Annotated in this window: 24 protein-coding genes, 1 tRNA gene and 1 pseudogene; 18 read left to right on the top strand and 8 right to left on the bottom strand. The window is 28.8% G+C overall.

The annotated features are described in order from the left end of the window. Positions 1 to 31: 31 nt before the first annotated feature. From BPP43_RS08150 to murA, 3 genes are all read right to left on the bottom strand, one after another. Entirely contained in the window at positions 32 to 2,962 is a 2,931-nt protein-coding gene (locus tag BPP43_RS08150) for a methyl-accepting chemotaxis protein (protein ID WP_015274673.1), read from the bottom strand. A 78-nt stretch (positions 2,963 to 3,040) separates the two neighbouring features. After that, entirely contained in the window at positions 3,041 to 3,889 is an 849-nt protein-coding gene (gene flgF / locus BPP43_RS08145) for a flagellar basal-body rod protein FlgF (RefSeq protein WP_013244218.1), read from the bottom strand. 20 nt (positions 3,890 to 3,909) lie between these two features. Then, positions 3,910 to 5,187, bottom strand: coding sequence for a UDP-N-acetylglucosamine 1-carboxyvinyltransferase (gene murA / locus BPP43_RS08140; protein ID WP_013244219.1), 1,278 nt, complete (start codon positions 5,185 to 5,187; stop codon positions 3,910 to 3,912). A 152-nt stretch (positions 5,188 to 5,339) separates the two neighbouring features. On the opposite strand from murA, the gene BPP43_RS12320 reads away from it, so the two are divergent. From BPP43_RS12320 to clpP, 5 genes are all read left to right on the top strand, one after another. After that, positions 5,340 to 5,906, top strand: a complete 567-nt coding sequence (locus tag BPP43_RS12320) for a radical SAM protein (RefSeq protein WP_252832300.1) — start codon at positions 5,340 to 5,342, stop codon at positions 5,904 to 5,906. A gap of 202 nt (positions 5,907 to 6,108) precedes the next feature. Continuing rightward, complete coding sequence (locus tag BPP43_RS12315; RefSeq protein WP_252832299.1) at positions 6,109 to 6,270, top strand: hypothetical protein; 162 nt, start codon at positions 6,109 to 6,111, stop codon at positions 6,268 to 6,270. Between the two features lie 83 nt (positions 6,271 to 6,353). After that, positions 6,354 to 6,426 (top strand) — tRNA-Gly (locus tag BPP43_RS08130). A gap of 76 nt (positions 6,427 to 6,502) precedes the next feature. Further along, entirely contained in the window at positions 6,503 to 7,813 is a 1,311-nt protein-coding gene (locus BPP43_RS08125; protein ID WP_015274672.1) for a trigger factor, read from the top strand. A 29-nt stretch (positions 7,814 to 7,842) separates the two neighbouring features. Beyond that, a complete protein-coding gene (gene clpP, locus BPP43_RS08120; RefSeq protein WP_013244222.1) occupies positions 7,843 to 8,472 on the top strand; it encodes an ATP-dependent Clp endopeptidase proteolytic subunit ClpP in 630 nt (209 codons plus the stop codon). A 60-nt stretch (positions 8,473 to 8,532) separates the two neighbouring features. On the opposite strand, the gene BPP43_RS08115 is transcribed toward clpP, so the two are convergent. Further along, a complete protein-coding gene (locus BPP43_RS08115) occupies positions 8,533 to 8,985 on the bottom strand; it encodes a VOC family protein (RefSeq protein WP_015274671.1) in 453 nt (150 codons plus the stop codon). Between the two features lie 352 nt (positions 8,986 to 9,337). Between BPP43_RS08115 and BPP43_RS08110 the strand changes: the two genes are divergently transcribed. From BPP43_RS08110 to tlyC, 4 genes and pseudogenes are all read left to right on the top strand, one after another. After that, complete coding sequence (locus BPP43_RS08110) at positions 9,338 to 10,096, top strand: PhoH family protein (protein WP_013244224.1); 759 nt, start codon at positions 9,338 to 9,340, stop codon at positions 10,094 to 10,096. Between the two features lie 21 nt (positions 10,097 to 10,117). Then, positions 10,118 to 12,465: pseudogene (locus BPP43_RS08105) on the top strand (HD family phosphohydrolase). A gap of 1 nt (position 12,466) precedes the next feature. Beyond that, a complete protein-coding gene (ybeY, locus tag BPP43_RS08100; RefSeq protein ID WP_013244226.1) occupies positions 12,467 to 12,928 on the top strand; it encodes an rRNA maturation RNase YbeY in 462 nt (153 codons plus the stop codon). Further along, complete coding sequence (gene tlyC / locus BPP43_RS08095; protein ID WP_015274669.1) at positions 12,894 to 13,745, top strand: hemolysin C; 852 nt, start codon at positions 12,894 to 12,896, stop codon at positions 13,743 to 13,745. Before ybeY ends, tlyC begins: the two co-directional genes overlap by 35 nt. 68 nt (positions 13,746 to 13,813) lie before the next feature. Here the strand turns inward: tlyC and purF are convergent, their stop codons facing one another. Together purF and BPP43_RS08085 are read right to left on the bottom strand one after the other, a co-directional pair. Then, a complete protein-coding gene (purF, locus tag BPP43_RS08090; protein ID WP_015274668.1) occupies positions 13,814 to 15,205 on the bottom strand; it encodes an amidophosphoribosyltransferase in 1,392 nt (463 codons plus the stop codon). A gap of 93 nt (positions 15,206 to 15,298) precedes the next feature. After that, positions 15,299 to 15,793: a hypothetical protein gene (locus BPP43_RS08085; protein WP_015274667.1), complete on the bottom strand. Its 495-nt coding sequence runs from the start codon at positions 15,791 to 15,793 to the stop codon at positions 15,299 to 15,301. 239 nt (positions 15,794 to 16,032) lie between these two features. On the opposite strand from BPP43_RS08085, the gene BPP43_RS08080 reads away from it, so the two are divergent. The 8 genes from BPP43_RS08080 to BPP43_RS08050 all read left to right on the top strand — a co-directional run bounded on the left by BPP43_RS08080 (position 16,033) and on the right by BPP43_RS08050 (position 21,471). Continuing rightward, the gene (locus BPP43_RS08080; protein ID WP_013244230.1) at positions 16,033 to 17,388 is read left to right on the top strand and encodes a signal recognition particle protein; all 1,356 of its coding nucleotides are present in this window, start codon (positions 16,033 to 16,035) and stop codon (positions 17,386 to 17,388) included. A gap of 19 nt (positions 17,389 to 17,407) precedes the next feature. Next, a complete protein-coding gene (rpsP, locus tag BPP43_RS08075; RefSeq protein WP_014932088.1) occupies positions 17,408 to 17,773 on the top strand; it encodes a 30S ribosomal protein S16 in 366 nt (121 codons plus the stop codon). A gap of 28 nt (positions 17,774 to 17,801) precedes the next feature. After that, positions 17,802 to 18,044, top strand: coding sequence for a KH domain-containing protein (locus BPP43_RS08070; RefSeq protein ID WP_014489041.1), 243 nt, complete (start codon positions 17,802 to 17,804; stop codon positions 18,042 to 18,044). After that, positions 18,041 to 18,550, top strand: a complete 510-nt coding sequence (gene rimM / locus BPP43_RS08065) for a ribosome maturation factor RimM (protein ID WP_014932089.1) — start codon at positions 18,041 to 18,043, stop codon at positions 18,548 to 18,550. The genes BPP43_RS08070 and rimM overlap by 4 nt, the downstream gene beginning before the upstream one ends. A gap of 506 nt (positions 18,551 to 19,056) precedes the next feature. Further along, positions 19,057 to 19,587, top strand: a complete 531-nt coding sequence (gene hslV / locus BPP43_RS08060) for an ATP-dependent protease subunit HslV (RefSeq protein WP_013244233.1) — start codon at positions 19,057 to 19,059, stop codon at positions 19,585 to 19,587. Between the two features lie 3 nt (positions 19,588 to 19,590). Next, positions 19,591 to 20,253: an AAA family ATPase gene (locus tag BPP43_RS12580; RefSeq protein ID WP_289844191.1), complete on the top strand. Its 663-nt coding sequence runs from the start codon at positions 19,591 to 19,593 to the stop codon at positions 20,251 to 20,253. After that, entirely contained in the window at positions 20,228 to 20,953 is a 726-nt protein-coding gene (locus BPP43_RS12575; RefSeq protein WP_289844190.1) for an AAA family ATPase, read from the top strand. The genes BPP43_RS12580 and BPP43_RS12575 overlap by 26 nt, the downstream gene beginning before the upstream one ends. Positions 20,954 to 20,997: 44 nt before the next feature. Next, a complete protein-coding gene (locus BPP43_RS08050; protein WP_013244235.1) occupies positions 20,998 to 21,471 on the top strand; it encodes a bacteriohemerythrin in 474 nt (157 codons plus the stop codon). Positions 21,472 to 21,525: 54 nt separating this feature from the next. On the opposite strand, the gene BPP43_RS08045 is transcribed toward BPP43_RS08050, so the two are convergent. Beyond that, positions 21,526 to 23,049, bottom strand: a complete 1,524-nt coding sequence (locus tag BPP43_RS08045) for a YifB family Mg chelatase-like AAA ATPase (protein ID WP_015274665.1) — start codon at positions 23,047 to 23,049, stop codon at positions 21,526 to 21,528. Between the two features lie 91 nt (positions 23,050 to 23,140). Further along, entirely contained in the window at positions 23,141 to 23,632 is a 492-nt protein-coding gene (locus tag BPP43_RS08040) for a hypothetical protein (RefSeq protein ID WP_015274664.1), read from the bottom strand. A 184-nt stretch (positions 23,633 to 23,816) separates the two neighbouring features. On the opposite strand from BPP43_RS08040, the gene BPP43_RS08035 reads away from it, so the two are divergent. Continuing rightward, a complete protein-coding gene (locus tag BPP43_RS08035; protein WP_013244238.1) occupies positions 23,817 to 24,356 on the top strand; it encodes a hypothetical protein in 540 nt (179 codons plus the stop codon). Positions 24,357 to 24,501: the final 145 nt, after the last annotated feature.

Raw genomic sequence — 24,501 nt, 5'->3', positions numbered from 1 at the left:
ATATAATATAATAATATAATGTTTTTGTGTATTAATAAAACATATCAGGATTTTTAAAGTCTTCTTTTAATATTTCAAGAACTTTATCCTCTTTAGAAAAACCATTTTGTTCAGTATTTGATAATTCTTCTTCTAATTCTTTTATTTCCACATCTATTTTGTTTTCAGTTTCATTTATTTTATTAATATCTATATCATTAGTATCAAATTCTTCTGTATCTAAATTTAATATTATATCATCAGATTTTTCTTCCACGTTATCAACATTTGTAATAAATCCAGACATAAGAGATTGGAATTTGTTAAAACTTTCGCTTAACTTACTAGTAACCATAAAGAACTCATGATTACTTTTAGCTGTTTTTACAGATAATTCATTTAAGAAAGCCATAGTGCTTACAACTTCAGTAGCTCCAACACTATTAGCCTCAATAATCTCAGCAACCTCTTTGTTAATTTGGTCTAGTAATGTAATTTGGCTGTCTACCACATCACCGCTGTTAATCTGCTCGCGTACATTTTCTTTAACACCCATAGTAATGTTATTTAAGTGTTTAATAGTTTCAAGTATATCTCTACCGCCTATTTCAAGCTCACTGTTTGCAGTATTAATTTCTGCAACAACCCTTGAAGTATTTTCAGACATATCAAGTATATTTTCAAGTGATTTTCCACTGTTGTTTGCAAGTTCTACTGTTTCATCTATTCTTTTAGTAATAGTTTTAATGATGTTTGTAATAGTTTTTGTGTTATCTGCGGTATGTTCTGCCAAGAGTCTAATTTCATCAGCAACTACAGAGAAACCTCTACCTTGTTCGCCGGCATGTGCTGCCTCAATAGCTGCGTTCATAGCCAAAAGGTTTGTTTGTTCGGCAATACCTTGAATAACGTTAACTATCTCTTTAATTTGGTCAGAGCTTTCCTCAATACCTCTAACAGCTTCTATCACCTCATCTACCATGTCTCCGCCGTCATGAGCATCTATAAGCAATTTTTTTGAGAATGAGTGTGCTTTACTAATACTTTTAGCTACACTTGTAATATTTGATATCATCTCTTCTATTGAAGAAGATGTTTGCTCTACAGCAGATGCTTGTTTTTCCATGTTATCGCTTATTTTATAAATTGTCTGTAATAATTCTTCTACGGCAATTGAAGCTGATGAGAATGCATGTTTCTGCTGCTCTGAAGAGTTGGTAACATTCTTAATAGAATTAATAATATTATTTACACTAGCTATATTTTCTGTAATACTAGCACTTTGGTCATTTACCATCTGAGCATTTGATTCTATTGCTCTGTCTATTAATTTTATTTCATTGAATACATTATTACTTTCTGTTTTTAAATTTCCTATAATGTCATCTAAACCATTAAGGAATAAATTGAAGTTGTATACTAATACTCCAATTTCATCATTATTTTTAGAGTATATTCTTTTTCTTAAATCTCCCTTACCGCCTATAAGGCCTTTAGCAGATTCTGTAGCTGAATCTATAGGCTTAAATAATTGTCTTATAATATACAAATAAGTAGCTGAAACAACTAAGAATATTATTATAACTATAGATAATATTATAGATATTTCTCTTTCTATAGCAGAACTTTTTATTATACTAGTAAGGTCTTTATAATATACAGCAGAAATATTTAAATCTTTCATGTAATACATTATAACCATAGTTCTATTGCCGTTTATATTAAGTATTGGAGTAACATAGAAAGATTTATTATCTAATTGAGATTCAAATTCATTTAGATATTTTATTAAATCAGCAGACTTTCTTCTTAATACAGTATTGGCATTTTCTAACATATTGCCTTGTTCTGAACTTAATAATACTTCTTTTGTATTAAAGTTATAGTATATATATGATAAATCAGATATAGAAGTATTTGTAATCATATTACTGTAATAATTATTTATATTAATATCTGATATTATATATCCTGCTTGAATGTCATTTAAAGTTATTGGGTAGTGTGCTGATATATTAATATTATTTCTATCATTAGCTATTATTGATATATAAAAATCTCTTCTTGTAGTATTGTTTTCTAATATAGGGTGTGTAGTTAAGCTGTCTGCTGTTCTTAGTGTGTAAGCATTATCATTAGATGATGCATTTTTAGTTATACTAATAGAATATGCTAAGTTTGAATCTAAAAACTCTCTATCTATATTTATATAAATTGCTTTATAATTATTTTTTAATACTCTGTCTATATAAGATAATCTATTTTCTATTTCTGTTTTTAAAATATCTCTATTTTGAGTATATCTATTTGAATAAACATTATTTATAACTCTATTATAAATATTTAAATCATTTTTTATACTATTGTTTAATGAATATATATTATCATCTATTTTTATTATTTCGTTTAATGTGTTATTAATATAATTATTGATATATAAATTTTCATTTACATTGATTGAATAGATTAAAAATACCAATACAACAGAAAAGAAAAAGAAATAAATAGTATAGAGGATTTTAGTTGTAATTGGGATATAGAAAGTATTAATATTAGTTTCTAAGTCTAATTTAAGTGTAGCTATTTTGAATGAAAGCAGAGTTAAAGAAACGGCACCTCCATTTACTAATAAACAGGCAATTACAGCTATTATAGATGTATATATAAAAACATCTTTATTTATTATATTATATAATGCTATTTCTAATACTGAAGAGATTATAGATGTTGCTGTAAAGAGTCTTATAGTTTTTCTAGCTATTTGTATATTTAGACCGTTTTTCCATATATCAAAATATTTTAGTATTGATATTACAGAAAATATAGTTGCTATTATTTTAATACCGAAGAAGGGAATTTTATGACTGTATATAAAAAAGTATAGTATAATATACCATATAGGCAGATTTACTATTATATATGTAAAAATAAGCTGCATTTTTAGAGAGAAAATAATTTTGTGTTGAAATTTATCTACAGCCATACAATAATCCATTCCTTTTAATTATATAATTTTAGATACTATTATACATTATCGTACAATTTTTATCAAAATATTAATTTATACTCTTCCAACCTCATTAACTACTCTTCCTATTAGAGTATCATGTGTTGATATAGTTTTTGAGTTTAATTCATAAGCACGTTGAACTTCTATCATTCTAACCATTTCATTTATAGGGTTTACGTTGCTCATTTCCAAGAATCTTGATAATACTTTAGGTCTGTCTACGCCTTTTTGAGCTATATAAGCAGGACCGCTGATATCTGTATCTACCCAGAATGATTCTCCTTCTTTTTTGAGGTATCTTTCATTTTCAAAGCGAACAATTTTTAAAGTATCAAGTATTTCTTCATCTTCCCATTCATTATCATTAAACTGAACAAAGTCTTCGTTGTCTTGATATCTTCTGTTAATGCTAATTCTTCCTTCTTCATCTATATTGAAGTTGTTAGATTTTATTTGTATATAACCATTTTCTCCCATTACTTTATATCCATGTTTTGTAACGAGATAATTATCTTTATCAATTAAAAAGCTTCCGTTTCTAGTGTATCTTTCTCCATGAGGTGTTTCTACTGCAAAAAATCCCTTATCGCCCAAAGCTATATCAAGCTGATTGCCAGTTTCTCTTAAAGAACCTTGCTCCCACTCTGTAAAAACTTCATTTACTTCTACACCAGTACCAAGTCTTCCAACATAAGGTCTTATATCTGTAGAACCAAGAGGAAATATTACAACTCCATCATCTTCAGTTCTAGCAGCCATCATTTCTGGAAAAGCTTTGAAAGTAGCAGTATCTCTTTTAAAACCAGGTTTATCAACATTAGCCAAATTATTAGCTACAACATCAAGTCTGTATTGTTCTGCTATCATTCCGCTAGCACCTGTATAAACTCCTCTAACCATTTATATATATCCCCCTTTATTTATAATATATCATCTTTTTCTTTTGTTGTTTTTATATTAATTTTGTTTAATTTATTTACAAAGTCTTCGTATCCTCTTTCTATGTGGTATATTCTGTGAAGGTCTGTAACACCGTCTGCTACAGCACCAGCAATAACCAATGCAGCACCGGCACGCAAATCACTAGCCTGTACATCAGCACCAGAAAGTTTGTTTCCGCCGTTTACAATAATGCTAGGTTCAAATAATTCTATATCAGCACCCATACGAATTAATTCTGGTACATTGCTGAATCTGTCTGGGTAAATAGTCTCTTTTATCTTGCTTGAACCTTTTATTGTGCATGCTAAAGTTGTAAATATTGCCTGCAAATCTGTTGGAAAGCCTGGATATGGAAGAGTTTCTATTTCAAAAGGCTTTAATTCTTTATTTGAAGCATCTATTTCTATAGTTGATTTTGTAGTTTTTATATCGCAGCCTATAGAAGAAAGCAAATCTAACACATAAGTTAAATGTTCTGGATTAGTATTTTCTAATTTTAATTTTCCTCTTCCAGCAGCAGCCATCGCCAAAAAAGTACCTGTTTCTATTCTGTCTGGTATCACCTCAAACTCTACGCCTTTTAAGTTTTCAACACCTTCTATTGTGAGAGTAGAAGTTCCTATGCCTTCAATTTTTGCCCCCATAGCTTTTAATAATTCTGCTAGGTTTGTACATTCCGGTTCTCTTGCGGCATTTCTTATAATAGTTGTACCTTTAGCCAAAGTAGCAGCCATCATAACATTATCAGTACCCAAAACAGTAGGGCCATTTTTTCCAGATAAGTTTATATCTGCACCTATTAGATTATCTTTTACAGTGGCGTCTATATAGCCGGCGGTGATATCAATCTTAGCACCTAATGCTTCCATTCCTTTCAGATGCAAATCTATTGGTCTTGGACCAAAAGCACAGCCGCCGGGGTATGAAACCTTACAATGCTTACGTTTTGCAAGTAATGGTCCAAGCACTATAATAGAGCCTCTCATTTTTTTTACTAGTTTATATGGAGCTTCATCGCTTTTGCCGTTTTGGGATATTATCACAGTGGTGTTGTTTTTAAAATCAACTTTCTTTCCCAATGGTTCTAATATATTTATTAATACCTGCACATCAACTAAATCTGGTACATTATGAAGTGTTACAGGTTCATCAGTAAGTATTGAAGCTACCAAAAGAGGAAGTGATGCATTTTTAGAACCAGAAATTTTCACAGTTCCATTAATATTTTTAGAGCCTTCTATAGTGTATTTATACATTCTTCCCCCTATTGTTTTATATTATACTATCTTAATTTTTCGGTATATTATAAAAATGCTTAATCAATTTAATGTTTAAAAAATATTAATTTTATTATTTATTTTTTATAATTTTCATATATAATTTTCATATATAATTTTAGGAGTATTTTATGAGCAGAACTATAGTAGATGATATAGTATGGTGGATACCTATAAAAAAAATTAGAGATAAGGCTAGAACAAAATTATATTCAAAATTTTTTCCAGATAATAATAATATTACTTATGAGCAGTTAAAAAGAGTGACACCTCAAGATTTTTTGTATCTTGTAGAAATTAATTTAGCAGAGCATTGTAATTTGCACTGCTTTAGTTGTAATCATTTCTCTCAGCTTGCTAAAGAAAGATATGTGTCTATAGAAAGTTTTGAAAATGATATAAAGCGTCTTTATGAAATTACTAATGGAAGAATATATCAGCTTATGTTGTTGGGTGGTGAGCCATTGCTTAATAAAAATATCAATGAGTATATTAAGATAATTAGGAAATACTTTAGTAATAATGCAATATCAATATATACCAATGGGATTATGCTTTTAAAAAAAGATGAAGAATTTTGGAATGTTTGTAAAGAGAATAAAATTCAAATTATAGTAACAGTTTATGATATAAATATAGATATAGATGCTATAGAGAAAAAAGCAAAAGAATATAATATAATATTTGTAACTAGTTGAAAATAAAAGTTTTAATGAGAAAGTTAGTTGGAAATTTGTTTTAGATTTAAATAAATCTCAAGATGCTTTCTATAGTTTTATAAATTGCTTTCATGCTAATCATTGTATTCATTTAAAAGATGGTAAGCTTTATACTTGCCCTATAATACCGAATATTGAACACTTTAATAAATATTTTAATAAAAACTTAGAGGTTACAGAGTTGGATTATATCGATATATATAAAGCTAAAGATTATAATGAAATATTACAATTTCTTGCAAAGCCTGTACCTTTTTGCCGATATTGTGATGTAAAAAAATGGAAAGTAGTAGGTAATTGGAGACGTTCTAACAGAGATATTTCTGAATATATTGATGAATAGTTATATAAATTAATTTTTGTTAAAATATAAAAAAACTATTGACATTTAATTAGAGTTATGTTATATTATTTCACAAGTCTAATGCGGGAATAACTCAGTTGGTAGAGTTTCTGCTTGCCATGCAGACTGTCGCGGGTTCGAGTCCCGTTTCCCGCTCATCAGATAACCCTCAATAGAAATTATTCTTTCTGTTGAGGGTTTTTTTAATTTTTTATATAAAGGTTGTATATCAATGGAAATTAAAGATTTTAACTTCGAAACTTCTACAGATGATAAGGATTTAGTTACTCTAAAGGTTGTTGTTTCTAAAGATGCTTATAATAAAGAATTAGAAAAACAAATTGAATATTATAAACCTAAAGTTAATATTAAAGGTTTTAGAATTGGTCATGCTCCTAATAATATTATACTTTCTAGATATAGAGAAGGTTTGGAATCTGCTACTAATGAAGTGATGATTGAAAATGTTTGGAATACTTATAGCGATGAAAAAAATGCTAAATGTATCGCTACTCCTAAATTATCATATATGGAAAATAAAGATGATGGTCTTCATCTTACTTATGAATACTATCCTCTTCCTGAGATTGCTTTGCCTGAACTTTCATCTATCTCTTTAGAGAAAAATAAATATAATATAGATGATGAGGCTATAGAAAAAGCATATAAATTATCTTTACAGAGATTTTCTCCTTTTGAAGAGAGCGAATTAAAATCTGAACTCGGCGATAAAGTATATGTAAAAATTGAGTTTGATGATGAAGAAAACAAAAAATATAATAAAGAATTAACTCTTATAGCTACAGATAATGAAAATGAAACTATATTTGCTAAAAATGCTGTAGATGTTAAAAAAGGTGATAAAAAACTTTTAACTACTTTTGTTAATGGCAGAGAAGCTACTTTAATCATGGAAGTTTTAAAAGTAGAAAAACCAAATATTAAAGATGATTCAAAAGAAGAAGAAGTAAAAAAAGTAAAAGAAGGATTAAAAGATCATTTAGCTAAAAGAGCTGAAGCTAGAGCGGATTCTGAGCTTATAAATGATTCTATATTTAATAAAATGTTAGAACTTGTAAAAGTAGATATACCTAAAGGCTATTATGAAATGGAATTAAATAGAGCTTTAGAAGACTTTGAAAGACAAGTTTCTGGAAACGGAATGACTAAAACAGACTTCCTAATTTCTGTTGGTAAAAAAGAAGATGATATTAAAAAAGAATATGAAGAGAATGTAAAAAAACAAATTAGTTTTGACTTGATTATGGCTAAACTTGCTGATGTTTATAAAGATTCTCTTAACATAAATGAAGATAAAGCTAAAGAATATGCTAACAGACTTTATCAATATCAAAGCTATTTAGGATTATCAAAAAGACCTAAAGAAGAGCAGCAAGACATTATTAATCATATAATGAAAGAGGCAGAAAACAGAGCTGTATCAGAAGCTATATTAGATTATATAAAAGAGCATATTAATATTACAGAAAAAGATGCTGGAAGATTTGTTGCTAATGAAAATGATCTTTGGGCTGGTTATTAATTTTTAGATAATTTAAAAAAGGGTTTATGATGTATAAATTTGATAGAGTTGATAAAAAATATATAGAAAAAAGTTATATGACTATACCTTATGTTATAGAACAAACAAGCAGAGGCGAACGTTCTTATGACATTTACTCAAGACTTTTAAAAGATAGAATTATATTCTTGGGCGGAGAGATTAATGATGATGTTGCCAATGTTGTAATAGCTCAGTTGTTATTTTTGGAATCTGCTGACCCTGAAAAAGACATTTCTTTATATATAAATAGCCCAGGAGGAGTTGTTACTGCTGCTTTGGGTATGTATGACACTATGCAATATGTAAAGCCTGATGTTGCTACTTTATGTGTTGGTCAGGCTGCTTCTGCAGGTGCTTTGCTTCTTGCAGGCGGTGCTAGCGGCAAAAGATTTGCTACTGTAAACTCAAGAATTATGATACACCAACCTTCAGGCGGTTCCAGAGGTATGGTTACTGATATGGAAATACAATTAAGAGAAACTATCAGACTAAAAGCTATATTAAATGATATATTTGTTAAGCATACTGGTCAGGAACTTAAAAAACTTGAAGCTGATATGGATAGAGACTATTTCATGAGTGCTGAAGAAGCTAAAGAATACGGCATTATAGATAAAGTTTTCTCAAGCAGAGAGTAATTAATATTAAGTTTTTTATAATATTAGAATTTTAAAATAATAATTTAAAACCTTTTATAATTATATATTCTCCATTAGTTCTAATATGATACCATCAGGGTCTCTAAAATATAAAGCTTTACTCTTACCAAATCCGTAATTTTCAAAGTCAAAATATTGAGGCTCTGATAAACATTCTACATTGTTTTTTATTAGATGTTTATACATTTCATCTATATTCTCAACTCTAAAACAAATCTCAGAAATAGATATTTTATTTAATTGAGAAGTATCTTTTTTAGCTTCTTCATTTATAAATTGCAAAAGCTCTATTGGAGGAGCTATTATATTATCGCTTCCATTAAGGTATGCTATTTTTACTTTTACTCCTTTCATATTAAATAATAAATCTGTTTCTTTGCCTTCCATCATAGCTTCGCCTTTAAAAGTTAGCCCTAATATATCTTTGTAAAAATGTATAGATTTTTCCATATTGCTTACTGTGATGCCTATATGCATTACTTCTCTAATCATTAATAATACTCCGTTTGTTATTTTCTAATATAAATTATAACAAATTTATTTATATATTCCATAATCTAAATTTTGATGTATGTAATATTGACAATAATTAATTTTTTTGTACTATATTATAATACAATAAAATTATAAGGATAATAATATAAATAAAAAAAGATTAGACAATAAAGTAAAGTTTAAAGATTATGAAGCATATATTTCCATTTGCGGTGCAGAGGATAAAAATCTTCAAGTTTTAGAGAATAAATTTAATGTTTCAATATATCCAAAGGGAAATGAATTAACTATAGAGGGTAACTATTCAAATATAGAAGACACTCTAAAAGTAATATATATACTTAAAGACATGTATATTTCTAATACCGAAATTTCTTTAGAAAAGGTTATTAATATATCTGATAATATATTTAAAGAGCGTGAGAGTTCTTTAATTAATATGCGTATAAAGCTGCCTTATCTTGGAAGAAACATAGAGATGAAAACCATTTCTCAGGGTGAATATTTAGAGAAGATGATTTTTAATGATATAGTTTTTTCTACAGGTGCTGCTGGTACGGGTAAAACATTTTTATCTGTTGCCTATGGTATAAGTTTGCTTGCAGAAAATAAGATTGAGCGTATGATAATAACAAGACCTGTTGTTGAGGCGGGTGAGAGTTTAGGATATTTACCTGGTGATTTTAAAGAAAAGATTTCTCCGTATATGAGACCTGTATATGACGCCTTGTATAGTCTTTTGTCTAGTGATATAATATTAAAATACACAGAAGAGAACAAAATAGAAGTAGCTCCTTTAGCTTATATGAGAGGAAGAACTTTAAGCAGGGCTTTTATAATACTTGATGAGGCACAGAACACTACAGTTGCTCAGATGAAGATGTTTTTAAGTAGGATTGGTGAAAAGTCTAAGGCTGTTATTACTGGGGATATTACTCAAAGTGATTTGCCTAAGAATGTAAAATCTGGTTTGGAGCATTCTATTAAAATATTAAAAAATATAGAAGGCATAGCTTTTCATCATTTTGATAAAAAAGATGTGATAAGGCATAGGTTAGTTTCTAAAATATTAGAAGCCTATGATAATGCTGATAATACAAATGTGTAAAATTAATGGATAAAAATTATTATGAACACGAATAAAAAATTATAAAATCTATAATTAATAAAACTCTTAATATGGAGAGGATATTTCAATTATTAATAGCATTGATTTTGTATATAATAACATTATTATTAGTGTTTCCAAATTATATGCAAAAAATTACAATACCGTCTATTGGCGAAACTGTAAAAGAACCATTGATTGCAAAAAACAATATAAAATATAAAAATATAGAAGAGACTCAAAGATTAATAGCATATTTGCAAGCGAATGTAAGACCTATATTTGAAATGCCTGAGAGCATAGAAAAAGAGTCTTTATCAAAAGTTAGCAATATGTTTAATTTTATTAAAAGCTTTGATACTAATAATGTTTCTTTTGATGAGATGTATGATGCTGTAATATCTGAATATAATCTCAATATTAATAAGACTATTTTTTCTAATGCTATTATTAATAGAGATACTGTTGGATATGAGGCTAAGGTTGTAGATACGCTTAAGAGTTTATTTGATGTTGGTATAATATCTAGAAGAAATTTAACACCTGAAACTTTAAGATTAATTCTTAATAATGGAATATTTATTTATAAGTATAATGATTATGTTGTTGAAGAGAGAATAGCTGCAAAAAACAGAATATTCTTTTTAGAGAATTTAAAAAATGAAATTAGCTCTATTTTGGGAAATAGATATAATGATTTAAATGTATTTCATATCAATACAATATCTTCCATAATCAATGTATTTTTAGTAGATAATTTAATTTATAACTCTGAAAAAACTCAAGAAGAGATAAACAAAATTCCATTATCTGTAGAGCCTATATATACAACAATAAAAGCAGGATTTCCTATTTTAGAAGAAGGTGAAAGGGTTACAGAGGATAAGGTTAATCTTTTAAAATATATATTAGATAATAGCAGTTTTCTTGAGTATAATATTAAAACTCTAATAGGTCAGGCTTTATTTATATTGATGTTATTTGCTTTTGTGGGATACATTATATTTAAATATAATATAGACTTTTATACTAACTTTAAGAATTTTATTTTATTCTCGCTTGAATATTTGCTTATTATGTCTATAGCATATTTTATAAGCAACTATGTATCGGATAAACTTATCAATATACCATTTTATATATACACTTTCATACCAATGTTTTCTATGCTTAATACTTTACTTGGGGCAAGAAGAGGAATTTCTGCTATTGTAACTGTATGTATTACTCTTTTAGCTGCCAATATGGTGCAGGCTGATGTATATGAGTTTTTCTCACTATTTGTAATATCAATGATAACTTCTGTTTCTACAAAGAAAATTAATAACAGAAATGGAGTTTTATGGCTAGGCATTCAGATAGGAGTATGTTTGAGCATAGTATCATTAGTTAATGTATTTATTAAAGATAATTTTGATTTTAACCATATGATTTTTGTATTTGCTTTTGCAAGCGGTTTAATACAGGCAATACTTGTTATGATTATTCTTCCTATTTGTGAGTATTTACTTGAGACTGCTACTATATTTAGGCTTCAGGAATTGGCAGACTTGAACAATCCTCTTTTAAGACAGCTTCAAATTAATGCTCCTGGTACTTATCACCATTCTATTAATATGGCTAATTTAGTAGAAACTATAGCTGATGAGATTGGAGAAGATGGAAGATTAGCCTGCGTATCTGCATACTATCATGATATAGGTAAAATAGAAAATCCATTATACTTTATAGAAAACACAAATAAAGATGATAACAGACATAATAAATTAAAACCTACTTTATCTGCTGCCATAGTAAAATCGCATGTTCGTTTTGGTGTGGAGATAGCAAGGAAATATAGGCTTCCAAAAGAGATAATAGCTGCCATAAAAGAACATCATGGAACAAGTTTAATAAAATATTTTTATGCAGATGCTCTAAAAGAAGACCCTGATATAGATGTAAGCTTGTTTACTTATGGAGGACCAAAACCTCAATCAAAAATTACAGCTATTTTAATGATATTAGACTCAATAGAAGCAGCAAGCAGAACAATAAATAACCCTACCAAAGAAAAATTATCTTCGCTTATAGATAATATAGTAAAAAGCAAAATGGCAGAAGGCGAATTAAATGACAGCGGACTTACATTACAAGATATTGAAACTATTAAAAGAATAAGCTTACAGAAGATTTTAATATCATTGCATGAGAGAATAAAATATCCAGAGCTTCCAAAAGATATAGGCAAAGAAAATAAAGATAAAAATGAAAATACTGAAAAAAATACAAAAATAGATACTAAAAAAGTTTCAAAAACAAAAGAAAGATTTATTAAAAATATCAATTCTAAAAAAGAAGCTCTTAATAAAGATAAAGTAAAGAAATAGTATGAAAAATGTTAATGTTTTTAACAATACTGATTATGATATTAATCTCAATATTTATAGATATTTTTTAAGTCATGCTGTAAAAGCTGCTAATATTGATGGTGAAGTAAATCTGGTTTTTTCTAATGATGATTATATAAGAGGATTAAACAAACAATTTAGAAATAAAGATAAAGCAACCGATGTATTAACTTTTCCTATGGGAGAAGCCAATGAAGGTGGGGACATTGTTATTTCTTATGAGTGGGTTTTGGATAGATATAGCGAAGATAAAATAAAGATGACTGTTATAAAATTAATAGTTCATTCTATACTTCATTTGCAAGGTATACATCATAATTATACAGAAAAATCTCTTAAAAAAAATTATAAAAGAATGAGAGAATTATATAAAAAAATACTTGAACATATAAAAGGGAATTATAATAATGCCAATAAAAAAGATATTAAAAAAGATAGTTAAAAAAAATAAAGATAATTATAACGATAAAAGTCATTATATTAATTTAAGTTTATTAACAGAAGAAGAAAGAGAGATTGTAATAAATACTATTGAGCTTAAAAGCAAAAATGTAAAAGATATAATGATACCGAGAGTTGATGTAAATATGCTTCATATAGATACAAGCTATGAGAAGGTAATTAAAGCTTTTAACAGAGATAGAAACTCTAGGATACCTGTTTATAAAGATGGTATAGATGATATTGTAGGTGTGCTTTATGTTAAAGATTTGGTTGATATAGATGAAAAAACTTTTAATCTAAAAAAGATAATACACAAGCCTTTTTTTGTCCCTATATCTATTTCGCTTATGGAGCTTTTGAAGAATTTTAGAACTAAGCAGATTCATATTGCTATGGTTGTCGATGAGTATGGCGGATTTTCTGGTATTGTGAGTATGGAAGATGTACTTGAGGAGATTGTTGGAGATATTAGAGATGAGTTTGATGAAGATGATGATGAGGAAGTGAAGAGTAATGATGACGGAAGTTTTTTAGTTGATGCTAGAATGAGAATAGAAGAGATTAATAAATATGGAATAATTCCTGATATACCAGATGATGATGCTGATACTGTGGGAGGATTTTTATTTTCTTATCTTGGAAGGCTTCCAAAGAGAAATGAGGCTATTAAATATAATGGTTATTCTTTTACTGTTGTTGGAAAGAGCGGAAATATTGTTACAAAGATTAGAATAGAAAAACTAAATAATACTAATGAAGAGGCAGAAGAAGAAAATAAAGAAGATGAAGATAATATAGAAAATGATGATATATAAAACAACATTTTTTAATAAATAAAAAACTATAACAAAAATATAGTATTAGTAATTATATTATTCAGATATTATTCTTTAGGTATTGATGTAGGATATTCTCCGTTAAAACAACCTATACAATAATTAGTTCCGCCTAAAGCTTTAAACATATCTTCTATAGATAAATATTCTAAAGTATCAGCATTAATTTCTTTGCGAATCTCTTCTACAGAGAGTTTTGCTCCTATAAGTTCTTTTTTGGAAGATATATCTACACCATAATAGCAAGGGTTTTTTATAACAGGTGAAGCTGACCTAAAATGCACTTCTTTAGCACCTGCTTTTCTCACTATATCAATAAGTATTTTACTTGTAGTACCTCTTACGAGTGAATCATCTATTAATATAACTTTTTTACCGTCTATTAAATGCTTTAGAGGATTGAATTTTAATTTAACAGTTTCTTCTCTGCTTGACTGCTCCGGCATAATAAATGTTCTTCCAATATATCTGTTTTTAACCAAACCAATGCTATAAGGAATACCGCTTTCTTTTGCAAATCCCAATGCGGCAATAGTTCCAGAGTCTTGTACACCTATTACAATATCAGCATCTACTGTATTTTTTTTGGCAAGTAAAACACCTGTTTGAAATCTTACATTATATACGTTAATTCCATCTATATTGCTTTCAGGTCTTGCAAAATATATATGCTCAAATGCACAAGGATAGTTTTTTAATTTAGTATTTTTATATTTTATAGATTGAATACCATTATCATCTATAATCACCATTTCGCCTGCTTCTATATCGCGTACAAATTTAGCTCCCACAGCATCTAAAGCACAAGATTCAGAAGCTAAAAAATAATCTCCATTAGAATTAGTTCCTAATGATAAAGGACGTATTCCATGAGGGTCTCTAACTCCAATTAACTTTCCGTCTACCACTATAACCAAAGCAAAAGCTCCCTCAATTATATTGATAGTCTCTTTTATTCCGTCTATAAAATTATTTACAGTTTTTCTTGCTATTAATTTTATTATAACTTCGCTGTCTGAAGTAGCATTAAATGTAGCACCTTCTTGTTCTAATTTATCTCTCAATTGATATGCATTAGTAAGGTTGCCGTTATGTGCTATAGCTATTTGACCTAATCTAAATAAGTTTTCAAGAGGCTGAGCATTTTCTATTTTGCTTGCTCCTGTAGTAGAATATCTTACATGACCTATAGCAATATTTCCTTCTGTTTCTTTAGGTATGTTACTAGAAAATAAATCTGAAACAAGTCCCATAGATTTATAAGTAAATAAATGTTTATAATTTGATACAGTTATTCCAGCACTTTCCTGACCTCTATGCTGAAGAGCGTATAGTGCATAGTTAAGAGTTTTTAATATGTCTTTTTTTATTTCTTTTGAGTATATTCCAAATACTCCGCATTCTTCTTTAGGTTTGTCGCATTTAAAAAATTCATTCATATATTTTAACCAATTTTTTATTTTTTTGATTTGTATATATTATAATTAATTAGTGTTTTACACAATAGAGTTATTGAAGAATTTTATTGTTATTTAATTAGTTTCAGTTTGTTTATTTATGGTGGTTTGAGGAACTTTTACTCTTTCTTCTCTTTCATTTAATGTTGTTATAGTTGTTCCTTCTATAGTAGCTTTGGTATTATCTTCAAATATAATCATATAATTAAATACTGTACTAGAGTTTTCTTGATAAGATGTGATGTATGATATTGTATAGTAGTGTACGTTGTTTTTTATATCTTTATATATATTTGATGCCGGTATTGAATCACTATCTATAGATATTGAGCCGTCTTCATTAATAGTTACGATTATATCTCTTTCGTTAGTGTTATCTTCTGTAGTTCCTTCTCCGCCAGGAGGAGGCTGTATTGGTATGTCTGGTATATTTGTATTATTATCTTCTTCTATAATTTTTCCAGTCCAAGTGCCTGCAAATCTATTATCTACACCAGTGCCGGTAATATTTTCTAATTTACAGCTAATTAGTATTGATGTAAGAATAATAAGTTTTAATATGTTTTTCATAATTTATATTAATATCGACTTTTTTATTTAATTTTTTATATTTACATAATTTTAATTGGTTCTTAATAATTAAAATATATAAAAAAATTGTTTAATATGTTAGATAATATTTTTAAAAGATGAAAAAAAATATTTCAAGCAATATCAGTTAGTATGAATTTATCTAAAAGTTATTGACATTTTTATGTTTTTGTCGTAAAATAGCTATGCATAAATTATTGATTTATTGGTATTTTTAAATGTTTGATAATTTAACAAAATCTATATCTAACGTGTTCTCCAAATTACGCGATAAAAAAGTATTATCTGAGAAAGATATAGAAGATACCCTCATAGGCATTAAAGAAGCTCTATTATCAGCAGACGTATCTCTAGAAGCAGCTGATAAATTTTTGGAAGAAGCAAAAAAAAGAGCTATAGGTAAAGAAAGATTAGAAAATGTAGACCCCGCTAATCAATTCGTAGCCGATGTACATGATACATTAGTTTCTATGATAGGCGAAGGTGAAAGCGGTCTTAAATTAGAACCAGTAGAAAAAACAACAGTTACACTTCTATTCGGTTTGCAAGGTTCTGGTAAAACAACAACTTCTGCTAAATTAGCAAAATACTATAAAGATAAAAGAAGAGTCTTTCTTGTTGGTCTTGACGTACACAGACCTGCAGCTATGGAGCAATTAGCAGTATTAGCTAAAGAGGTTGGTGTTCCTTGTCATATAGATACAAAAGAGAAAAAGCCTTATAAGATATTAAAAAGAGCTATGTCTATTGCTAAAAAAGAGCAGTACAATATGATTATTGTAGATACTGCAGGACGTTTAGAGATAGATGAAGAGATGATGCTTGAGCTTAGAAGAGTTGTTAATTCTGTTGATGTTACAGAAAAATTACTCGTTGTTGACTCTACAGCAGGTCAAAGTGTATTTGATGTTGCTAAAAGTTTTCAAAGCAATATTGGCATAAATGGTGTAATACTTACTAAATTCGATTCTGGTGTTAGAGGCGGTGCTGCTTTATCACTTCGTTATGCAACAGGTTCTTCAGTTAAATTTATAGGTACTGGTGAACATTTAGAAGATATAGATGTATTTGATGCCAAAAGAGTTGCAGGTCAAATACTTGGCATGGGTGATATAGTAAAACTTGTTGAGAAGGCTCGTGCTGCTATAAGTGAAAAAGAAGCTCAGGAAATGCTTCAAAAAGTTATAGAAAATAATTTCGATTATAATGACTTTTTGAAACAAATTGATGCTACAACTAAAATGGGCGGTATATCTAAAATGACTTCTATGATACCAGGAATGGCTAATGTAGATAATGAATTAATAAGCAGAGAAGAGCAGAAGTTTGTAAAATATAAAGCTATTATACAATCGATGACTAAAAAAGAGCGTTTGGCATTATTTCCTTTGAACAATTCAAGAAAGATGCGTATAGCTAATGGTAGTGGTCAGAGTATTTATGATGTAAATCAGTTGATAAAACAATTTACAATGATGAAAAATATGATGGGCAGTACTAAAAAAATGAATAAATTGGCAAAATCCCTAGAGGGCATAGGTATGTCTATAGAAGATTTAAATAAATTAATGTAATAATTTGGAGGAAAGAAAGGTGGTAAAATTAAGATTAAAACGTATAGGTCGCAAACATGAACCTCATTATCGTGTAGTGGCAACAGATTCTCGTTTTCCACGCGATGGTCGTTTTATAGAGGAGTTGGGTTGGTTTAATCCTAAGGCTAAAGATGTTTTATACAAATTAGATTTAGAGAACATAAAGAAATGGCTCTCTAATGGTGCACAGCCTACTTATGCAGTTAAAAGCATTCTTATAAAAGAAGGTCTAATGGAAAAAGATAAAGGCGCACCGCTTGACAGAAAGCAAAGAAGAGCATTAAAAAATCCTGAGAAAAGACGTAAGAATCGTACACAAGCTAAGCCGGAAGTAACAACAGAAGAAAGTAACACTGAGGCTTAATTATATATTATAATAAAAGGAGTGTGCTATGACGGAAGAAAAAGAGCTTATTGAGTACCTAGCTAAAAAGCTAGTTGATGAGCCTGATGGGGTTAGTGTTAAAGTAATCGAAGGTGAAAAAAGTACTATTCTCGAACTAAAGGTTAATCAAAGCGACATAGGTAAAATAATAGGTAAGAGAGGTCGTATAGCTCATGCTTTACGAACTATTCTTTTTGCTGCTTCTATGAAAAGCGGTAAACGTGTTATGCTTGAGATTATTGACAATTGAAGATTTTTTATTCAACTATCACTAGTGTGCATGGCTTAAATGGAGAGGTGGAGTGTACTTTTATTGATAAAAGTTATTTTGCCTCTCTTCCTATTTTAAATAATAATACTAATATATATATTGATAATCAAGAATATAAAATAATAAACATCAAGAAAAAAAATAAATCTTTTGTTTTCAAATTAGAAAAAATAGACAGTATCGATGATGCCAAAGCTCTAATAGGAAAAGATATTTATATTGACTATGAGAATCTTCCTTCTTTAGATGATAATAGTTTTTATGAGGCTGAAATTATAGGCTATAATGTAATAGATTCTAATGGTAAGCTTTATGGAAAGGTAGTAGATTTATATTCTTTGCCTTCTAATTATGTTTTTGTTATTTCTTTAGAAGATAGTAAAGAGGAAGTTTCTATACCGTTTGTTGGGGCTTATTTTGGTAAAATAGATAAGACTAATAGAGTTTTAGAGATTATAGAGAAACCTATAGTTGATGAAGAGTGAATTTTTAACTTTTTTATTTTTATTATTGCATGGCTTTGCCCCCTGCGAAGCGTTCCCGAAGGGTACACGACCCCAGTTCTTTTGCCGACGCTCTGCGTGCCGTAGGCAAGGCACCTACTCGGTATTGGTATAAAAGAACCTTATATCCTTCGGATACGCTTCGCGAAGAACTGCATTTTTATTATAAATTTTATAATTTAATTGTACGTTAAAATGCACTCCCCCGCACGACTAAGAAGTTATAATTAAAGCATAGCATTACCGTGCGGCAAGGTGGTACAGCTCGTACGTGGGAAAAAGTTGAATAAAAATTTATATAAAAATATAATTGTTTATCATACGCTAAAAAACTCACACATTTAGAAAAATACATAAATTGACAAAACTATTTCTTTGAGTATATTTATAATATAAGATTAATTATTGTTAGATTATTAAAAAAATTTGCATTAGAATAGAATATATATTAAAATATATAGTAATACTTTGTTTAAAGAGGATAGTATATGTTTAAAGGCACTACTATATGTGCGGTATGCAGAGATGGTGTTACTGCTATAGCTGGAGACGGACAGGTTACTTTAGGTGAGACTGTGATGAAGCCTAATGCTGTTAAATTAAGAAAATTATACGGTGGTAAGGTAATATCAGGTTTTGCTGGTTCTACTGCCGATGCTTTTACATTGTTTGAAAAGTTTGAAAAGAAGCTTCAGGAGTTTTCGGGTGATTTGACTCGTGCTGCTGTTGAGCTTGCCCGTGAGTGGAGAACTGATAAGATGCTTAGAAATTTACAGGCACTTATTATAGTGGCTAGCAAAGAGAAAATGCTTCTTTTGTCTGGTAATGGTGATGTGATAGAGAGTGAGAATAATATACTTGCTATTGGAAGCGGAGGTCAGTATGCTAAGGCTGCTGCTATGGCTTTGAGTGAAAACACTAATCTTTCTGCTAAAGAGATAGCTAGAAAGTCTTTGGAAATTGCTTCACAAATATGTATATATACCAATAGTAATATTTCTTTGGAGGTAATAGAATAAATTATGTCATTTGATGCGAAATTAGAAAGTGAGCTTACACCTAGAAGAATTGTTGAAGCTTTAGACCAATATATAATAGGTCAAACTGAGGCTAAACGTTCTGTGGCTATAGCTTTAAGAAATAGATATAGAAGACGTCATTTACCTGAGGAGTTAAAAGATGAAGTTGCTCCTAAAAATATTATATTAATAGGACCTACTGGGGTTGGTAAGACTGAGATTGCTAGGAGACTTGCTAAATTAGTTAATGCTCCTTTTATCAAAGTTGAGGCTACTAAATATACTGAAGTTGGATATGTGGGAAGAGATGTTGAGAGCATGGTTAGAGATTTAGTTAATGCGGCTATATTTGAGCTTAAAACTTCTATGATGAAAGAGGTTGAAAAAGAGGCTACTGATATTGCTTTGGATAAACTTGCTAAACTTTTACTTCCATCTGTAAAAAAAGAAGATAATGAAATAATATCTGATGAAGAGGCTGAAAAGAAAAAGAATGCCAAAGAACAAATAAAAAAACGCATAGCCAATGGGGACTTTGATGAGAGCTATGTTGAAATAAAAATATCATCTAATCAGGGCAGAATGTTTGGTATCATACCTGGAATGGGATTTGAAGAAAATGATATGATTCAGTCTATGGTTGGAAGCATTATGCCTCAAAAATAAAAAAAATAAAAAATTAAGAGTAAAAGAGGCTAAGAAATATCTTATAAATGAGGCATCTGAAAGTTTAATAGATATGGAGAAAGTTACTTCTGATGCTTTATCTTTAGCTGAAAATATGGGTATAATATTTTTAGATGAGATAGACAAAATTGCTAGCGGAAATAAAACAGACAGTGCAGATGTAGCACGTCATGGTGTACAGAGAGATTTGCTTCCTATAGTTGAAGGTACAACAGTTAATACTAAATATGGTCCTATAAAAACTGACCATATACTTTTTATAGCGGCTGGTGCTTTTCATGTTAATAAGCCTTCTGATTTGATACCGGAATTGCAGGGAAGATTTCCTATTAGAGTTGAATTAAAAGCTTTATCAAAAGAAGATTTTAAAGATATACTTATTAATCCTAAGAATGCTATTACTAAACAGTATCAGGAATTACTTAAAACTGAGGGTGTTACTATAGAGTTTGAAGATGAGGCTTTAGAGAAAATAGCTGATTTGGCTTATAATATTAATACTAATGTTGAAAATATTGGAGCTAGAAGACTTTATACTATTATGGAAAAAGTTTTTGAAGAGATTTCTTTTAGTGCAGATGAACATAGCGGAGAATTTATAAAAATAACTTCCGATAATGTTAAGGAGGCTGTAAAAGATATAGAAGAAAATAGGGATATTAGCAGATATATATTATAATAATTGTTGATTATATATATTATAATTAGGAGGGAATGAGATTTATGAACGATACTGAAAAAAATATTGATGTTGTAGAAGAAGAGAATGATTCTGAGTTGTTTATAAAATGGCGTCCTATATATGAGACTAAGCATAAAATCATAGATAGCCAGCATAAAGAACTTGTAAACATCATTAATGAACTTTATTTAAGTACTATTAATAATAGCAATGATACTAATGGTGCTTTTATTAAGGCAGTTAAGAAGTGTATTGATTATACGCAATATCATTTTAAGACAGAAGAAAAGATTATGGATTTAATCAATTATTCTGATGCTGAAAATCATAAAGCTATGCATAAAAACTTTTGTATGGAATTGGTTAATCAAATTAGAAAATACGAAGAGGGTCAGCCTTTTGTTGCTAATAAATTTTTAAAATATTTAAAAGATTGGCTGTTGGAGCATATTGCTTTTAGAGATAAGATTTTTGTAGATGAAGTAATAACTTATTTGAAAAAAAATAATATATAAAATACTTAATAATATTAAACTATTTAATTTAAAAATAGTTTAATATTTGAATTATTAGTTTAGATTAAATCTATACTGCAAAGCTTCTGTTATATGCGAGGTTTCTATTACTTCTTTATTTTCTATATCAGCTATAGTTCTTGAAACTTTAAGTATTTTGTTGTAGCTTCTTGCACTCATTGAAAACTTTTGCATGGCCATATTTAATATATTTTTAGCTTTGCTGTCTAATATACAAAACTTCTCAATGTCTTTTATTCCCATAGACGAGTTTGAAAATATTTTAAGTCCATTTTCTCTAAAGCGTTTTTCCTGTATTTTTCTTGCATCAGTAACTATTTTACGCATAGAAGAAGATGTCTCTCCGTCAGCTTTTGAAATCATTTTATCATAATCTATACCGCGTACTTCTATTGATATATCTATTCTATCTAGTATAGGACCTGATAATTTTGCAATATATTTTTTTCTTGCCATTTCAGAGCATCGGCATGTGTGTTTTTCATCTCCATAATAACCGCAAGGGCAAGGGTTCATAGCAGCAACCAAAGTAAAATTAGCAGGAAAAGAAATACTTCCGTTAGCCCTGCTTATTGTAATAGTTTTCTCTTCCATAGGTTCTCTTAATGTTTGAAGTGCTGAGCTTTGAAACTCCACAAACTCATCAAGAAACAATACTCCATTATGAGCCAAAGTAATCTCACCTGCTTTTATATTTCTGCCTCCTCCAACTAAACTTACATGAGAGGAAGTATGATGAGGTATTCTAAATGGGCGTTTTTTTACTATTGGCATATTTTTTGAAAGCAGTCCGTATGATGAATATATTTTTGTTACCTCAATAGCCTCTTCAAAAGTAAGCGGAGGTAGTATTGTGGGTATTCTTTTTGCTATCAAAGTTTTTCCGCAGCCGGGGGATCCTATCATTATAAAGTTGTGCCCGCCAGCAGCAGCTATCATTGCAGCACGTTTTGCATATTCCTGTCCCTTTACTTCAGAAAAATCCACAGCTTCATTATTGTCTGATGTAAAATTAAAATTACCTTTAGATATTATAGCTTCTTTTTTGCCTTCAGAAACTTCCATTGCTTCTTTAAGTGTTTTTACAGGGTATAAATTAAGTCCTTCAATAATATTAGCTTCTTCCATATTGTTAAAAGGTATAATGGCATTTTTTATTCCCAATTCTTTGGCATTTAAAAGCATAGAGAATATTCCTTTTACCTCTCTCACACTTCCGTCTAATGCTAATTCACCAAGTATTATAGTGTTATTCATAAAATCAGAAAAAAACAACTGAGCACTAGATGATAATATCCCCAAAGCAAAAGCTAAATCATACATGCTTCCTGATTTTTTTATATCTGCTGGTGCTAAATTTATGGTTATTCTCTTTGGCGGGAAAAATCTATCGCTGTTATTTATTGCAGCAATTACTCTCTCTTTTGCCTCATTAACTGCCTGGTCTGGAAGCCCCACAACATCAAACTTAGGCAAGCCTTCAGATATATTTACTTCTATGGTTATTGGTATGCCTTCTATACCGTAAAGAGCTTCTGAATATATTTTGGTATGCATAAAACATTACTCCAAATTAATATTTTATGCATATAGTTAAACAAAGTTTTTATAATTTTAAGCCTTAATTTTATATTATTTTTTTATTAATTTATTTCTTTGTCATAGTGCCTCTATAATATACAGGTGTTTGATTGTTATCATCTGTAAAACTAACCTCAACAACAACATTTGCAGTAAAATTATCAGCATTAAATGTAGATATTGTTTTATAAGAGATATAATCATCAATTACAGTGAACTCTAAAGTGTTTTCGTTTTGTATAATTATTTTGTCAAAAGATAAGCTAGGTTCAGGATAGCTAGAGCCTGATATATATACATCTATAGAAGCATCATTTTTTATTACAAATTTCCAAGGCAAGTATTCAATAGTGTTATCTGATTTTAGTTCTCCGCTCCAAGTGCCTTCATGTTTTATAATATCTTCTTTATTATTATTTATTTCTGTATTAGTTTCGTTATTATTTGTTTCATTAGATGATGAGGCAGAGCTGTATTCTACTCCTGTTGTTTTTTTATTGCTGCAGCTTAATAACAGTACTGATGCTGTCATAATAATTAACAGTAGTTTTTTGTTCATTTATATTATCCTTATTATGTATTTTACTAAAACAATATTATATATGTAAATATCTAATATAATATAAAAAAAATATATAAATAGTGTTGCAAAATTATTAGCTATAATAATTAAATAATATGTTAAACTATTTTTAATTTATTTCGTATATTATAGTATACTTTAATTTTTGGGATAAAAAATTATGACAAGAAATATTACATTAATTATATTATTTTTATTTGCTTTAAATCTCTATCCTATTGCTACATCAAAGCAATATGATAATTGGAAAGTAAAAACAATTGTATATGACGGAACAGATAAAAAAACTGTTACAATGTCTCTAAATCTTGATGAAAAGCTAGAAGTATATATAGCATCAAGACAAGAACAATTAAACATCACAATTACTTGGTATAAAGATAAAATTAATAATGATGATGCTGTAATATCATATTATTTTGACAATAAACAAACAACAGAAATAGAACCAATAGTTCGTTCAGAAAAAAATAATTTTGATATACTTTATACTATTTCTCCGTCATTTGGAATAGTACAGGAAGATGAAATAATTAACTTTTTTAGAGATTTAATTAATCATACTACTATGACAATAAAACCTTATAGAGAATCAAAAAATGTATATAATATAGATTTAAAAGGCATAAAAGAGGCAATAGAATATACAGATTTCTCTAACACTCTTTTTGATAAATATAAAACTAGTATTTTAAAATAACTTGACTTTTTTGTTTGCTGTATTATAATTGATTCTAAATTACGGAGTTATTTTATGATTAATTGTTTTTCTAATATAAAAATACTCTCTTTCTTTCAAGTATTAATCAGGCGTTAAGCCTACCTGTCTATTATAATCAAAAAAA

It is taken from the genome of Brachyspira pilosicoli P43/6/78 (genome assembly GCF_000325665.1).
GTDB classification, from domain to species: domain Bacteria; phylum Spirochaetota; class Brachyspiria; order Brachyspirales; family Brachyspiraceae; genus Brachyspira; species Brachyspira pilosicoli.
The sequence above is the reverse complement of the archived record's forward strand: the minus strand, read 5'-3'. Positions and strand labels throughout refer to the sequence as shown.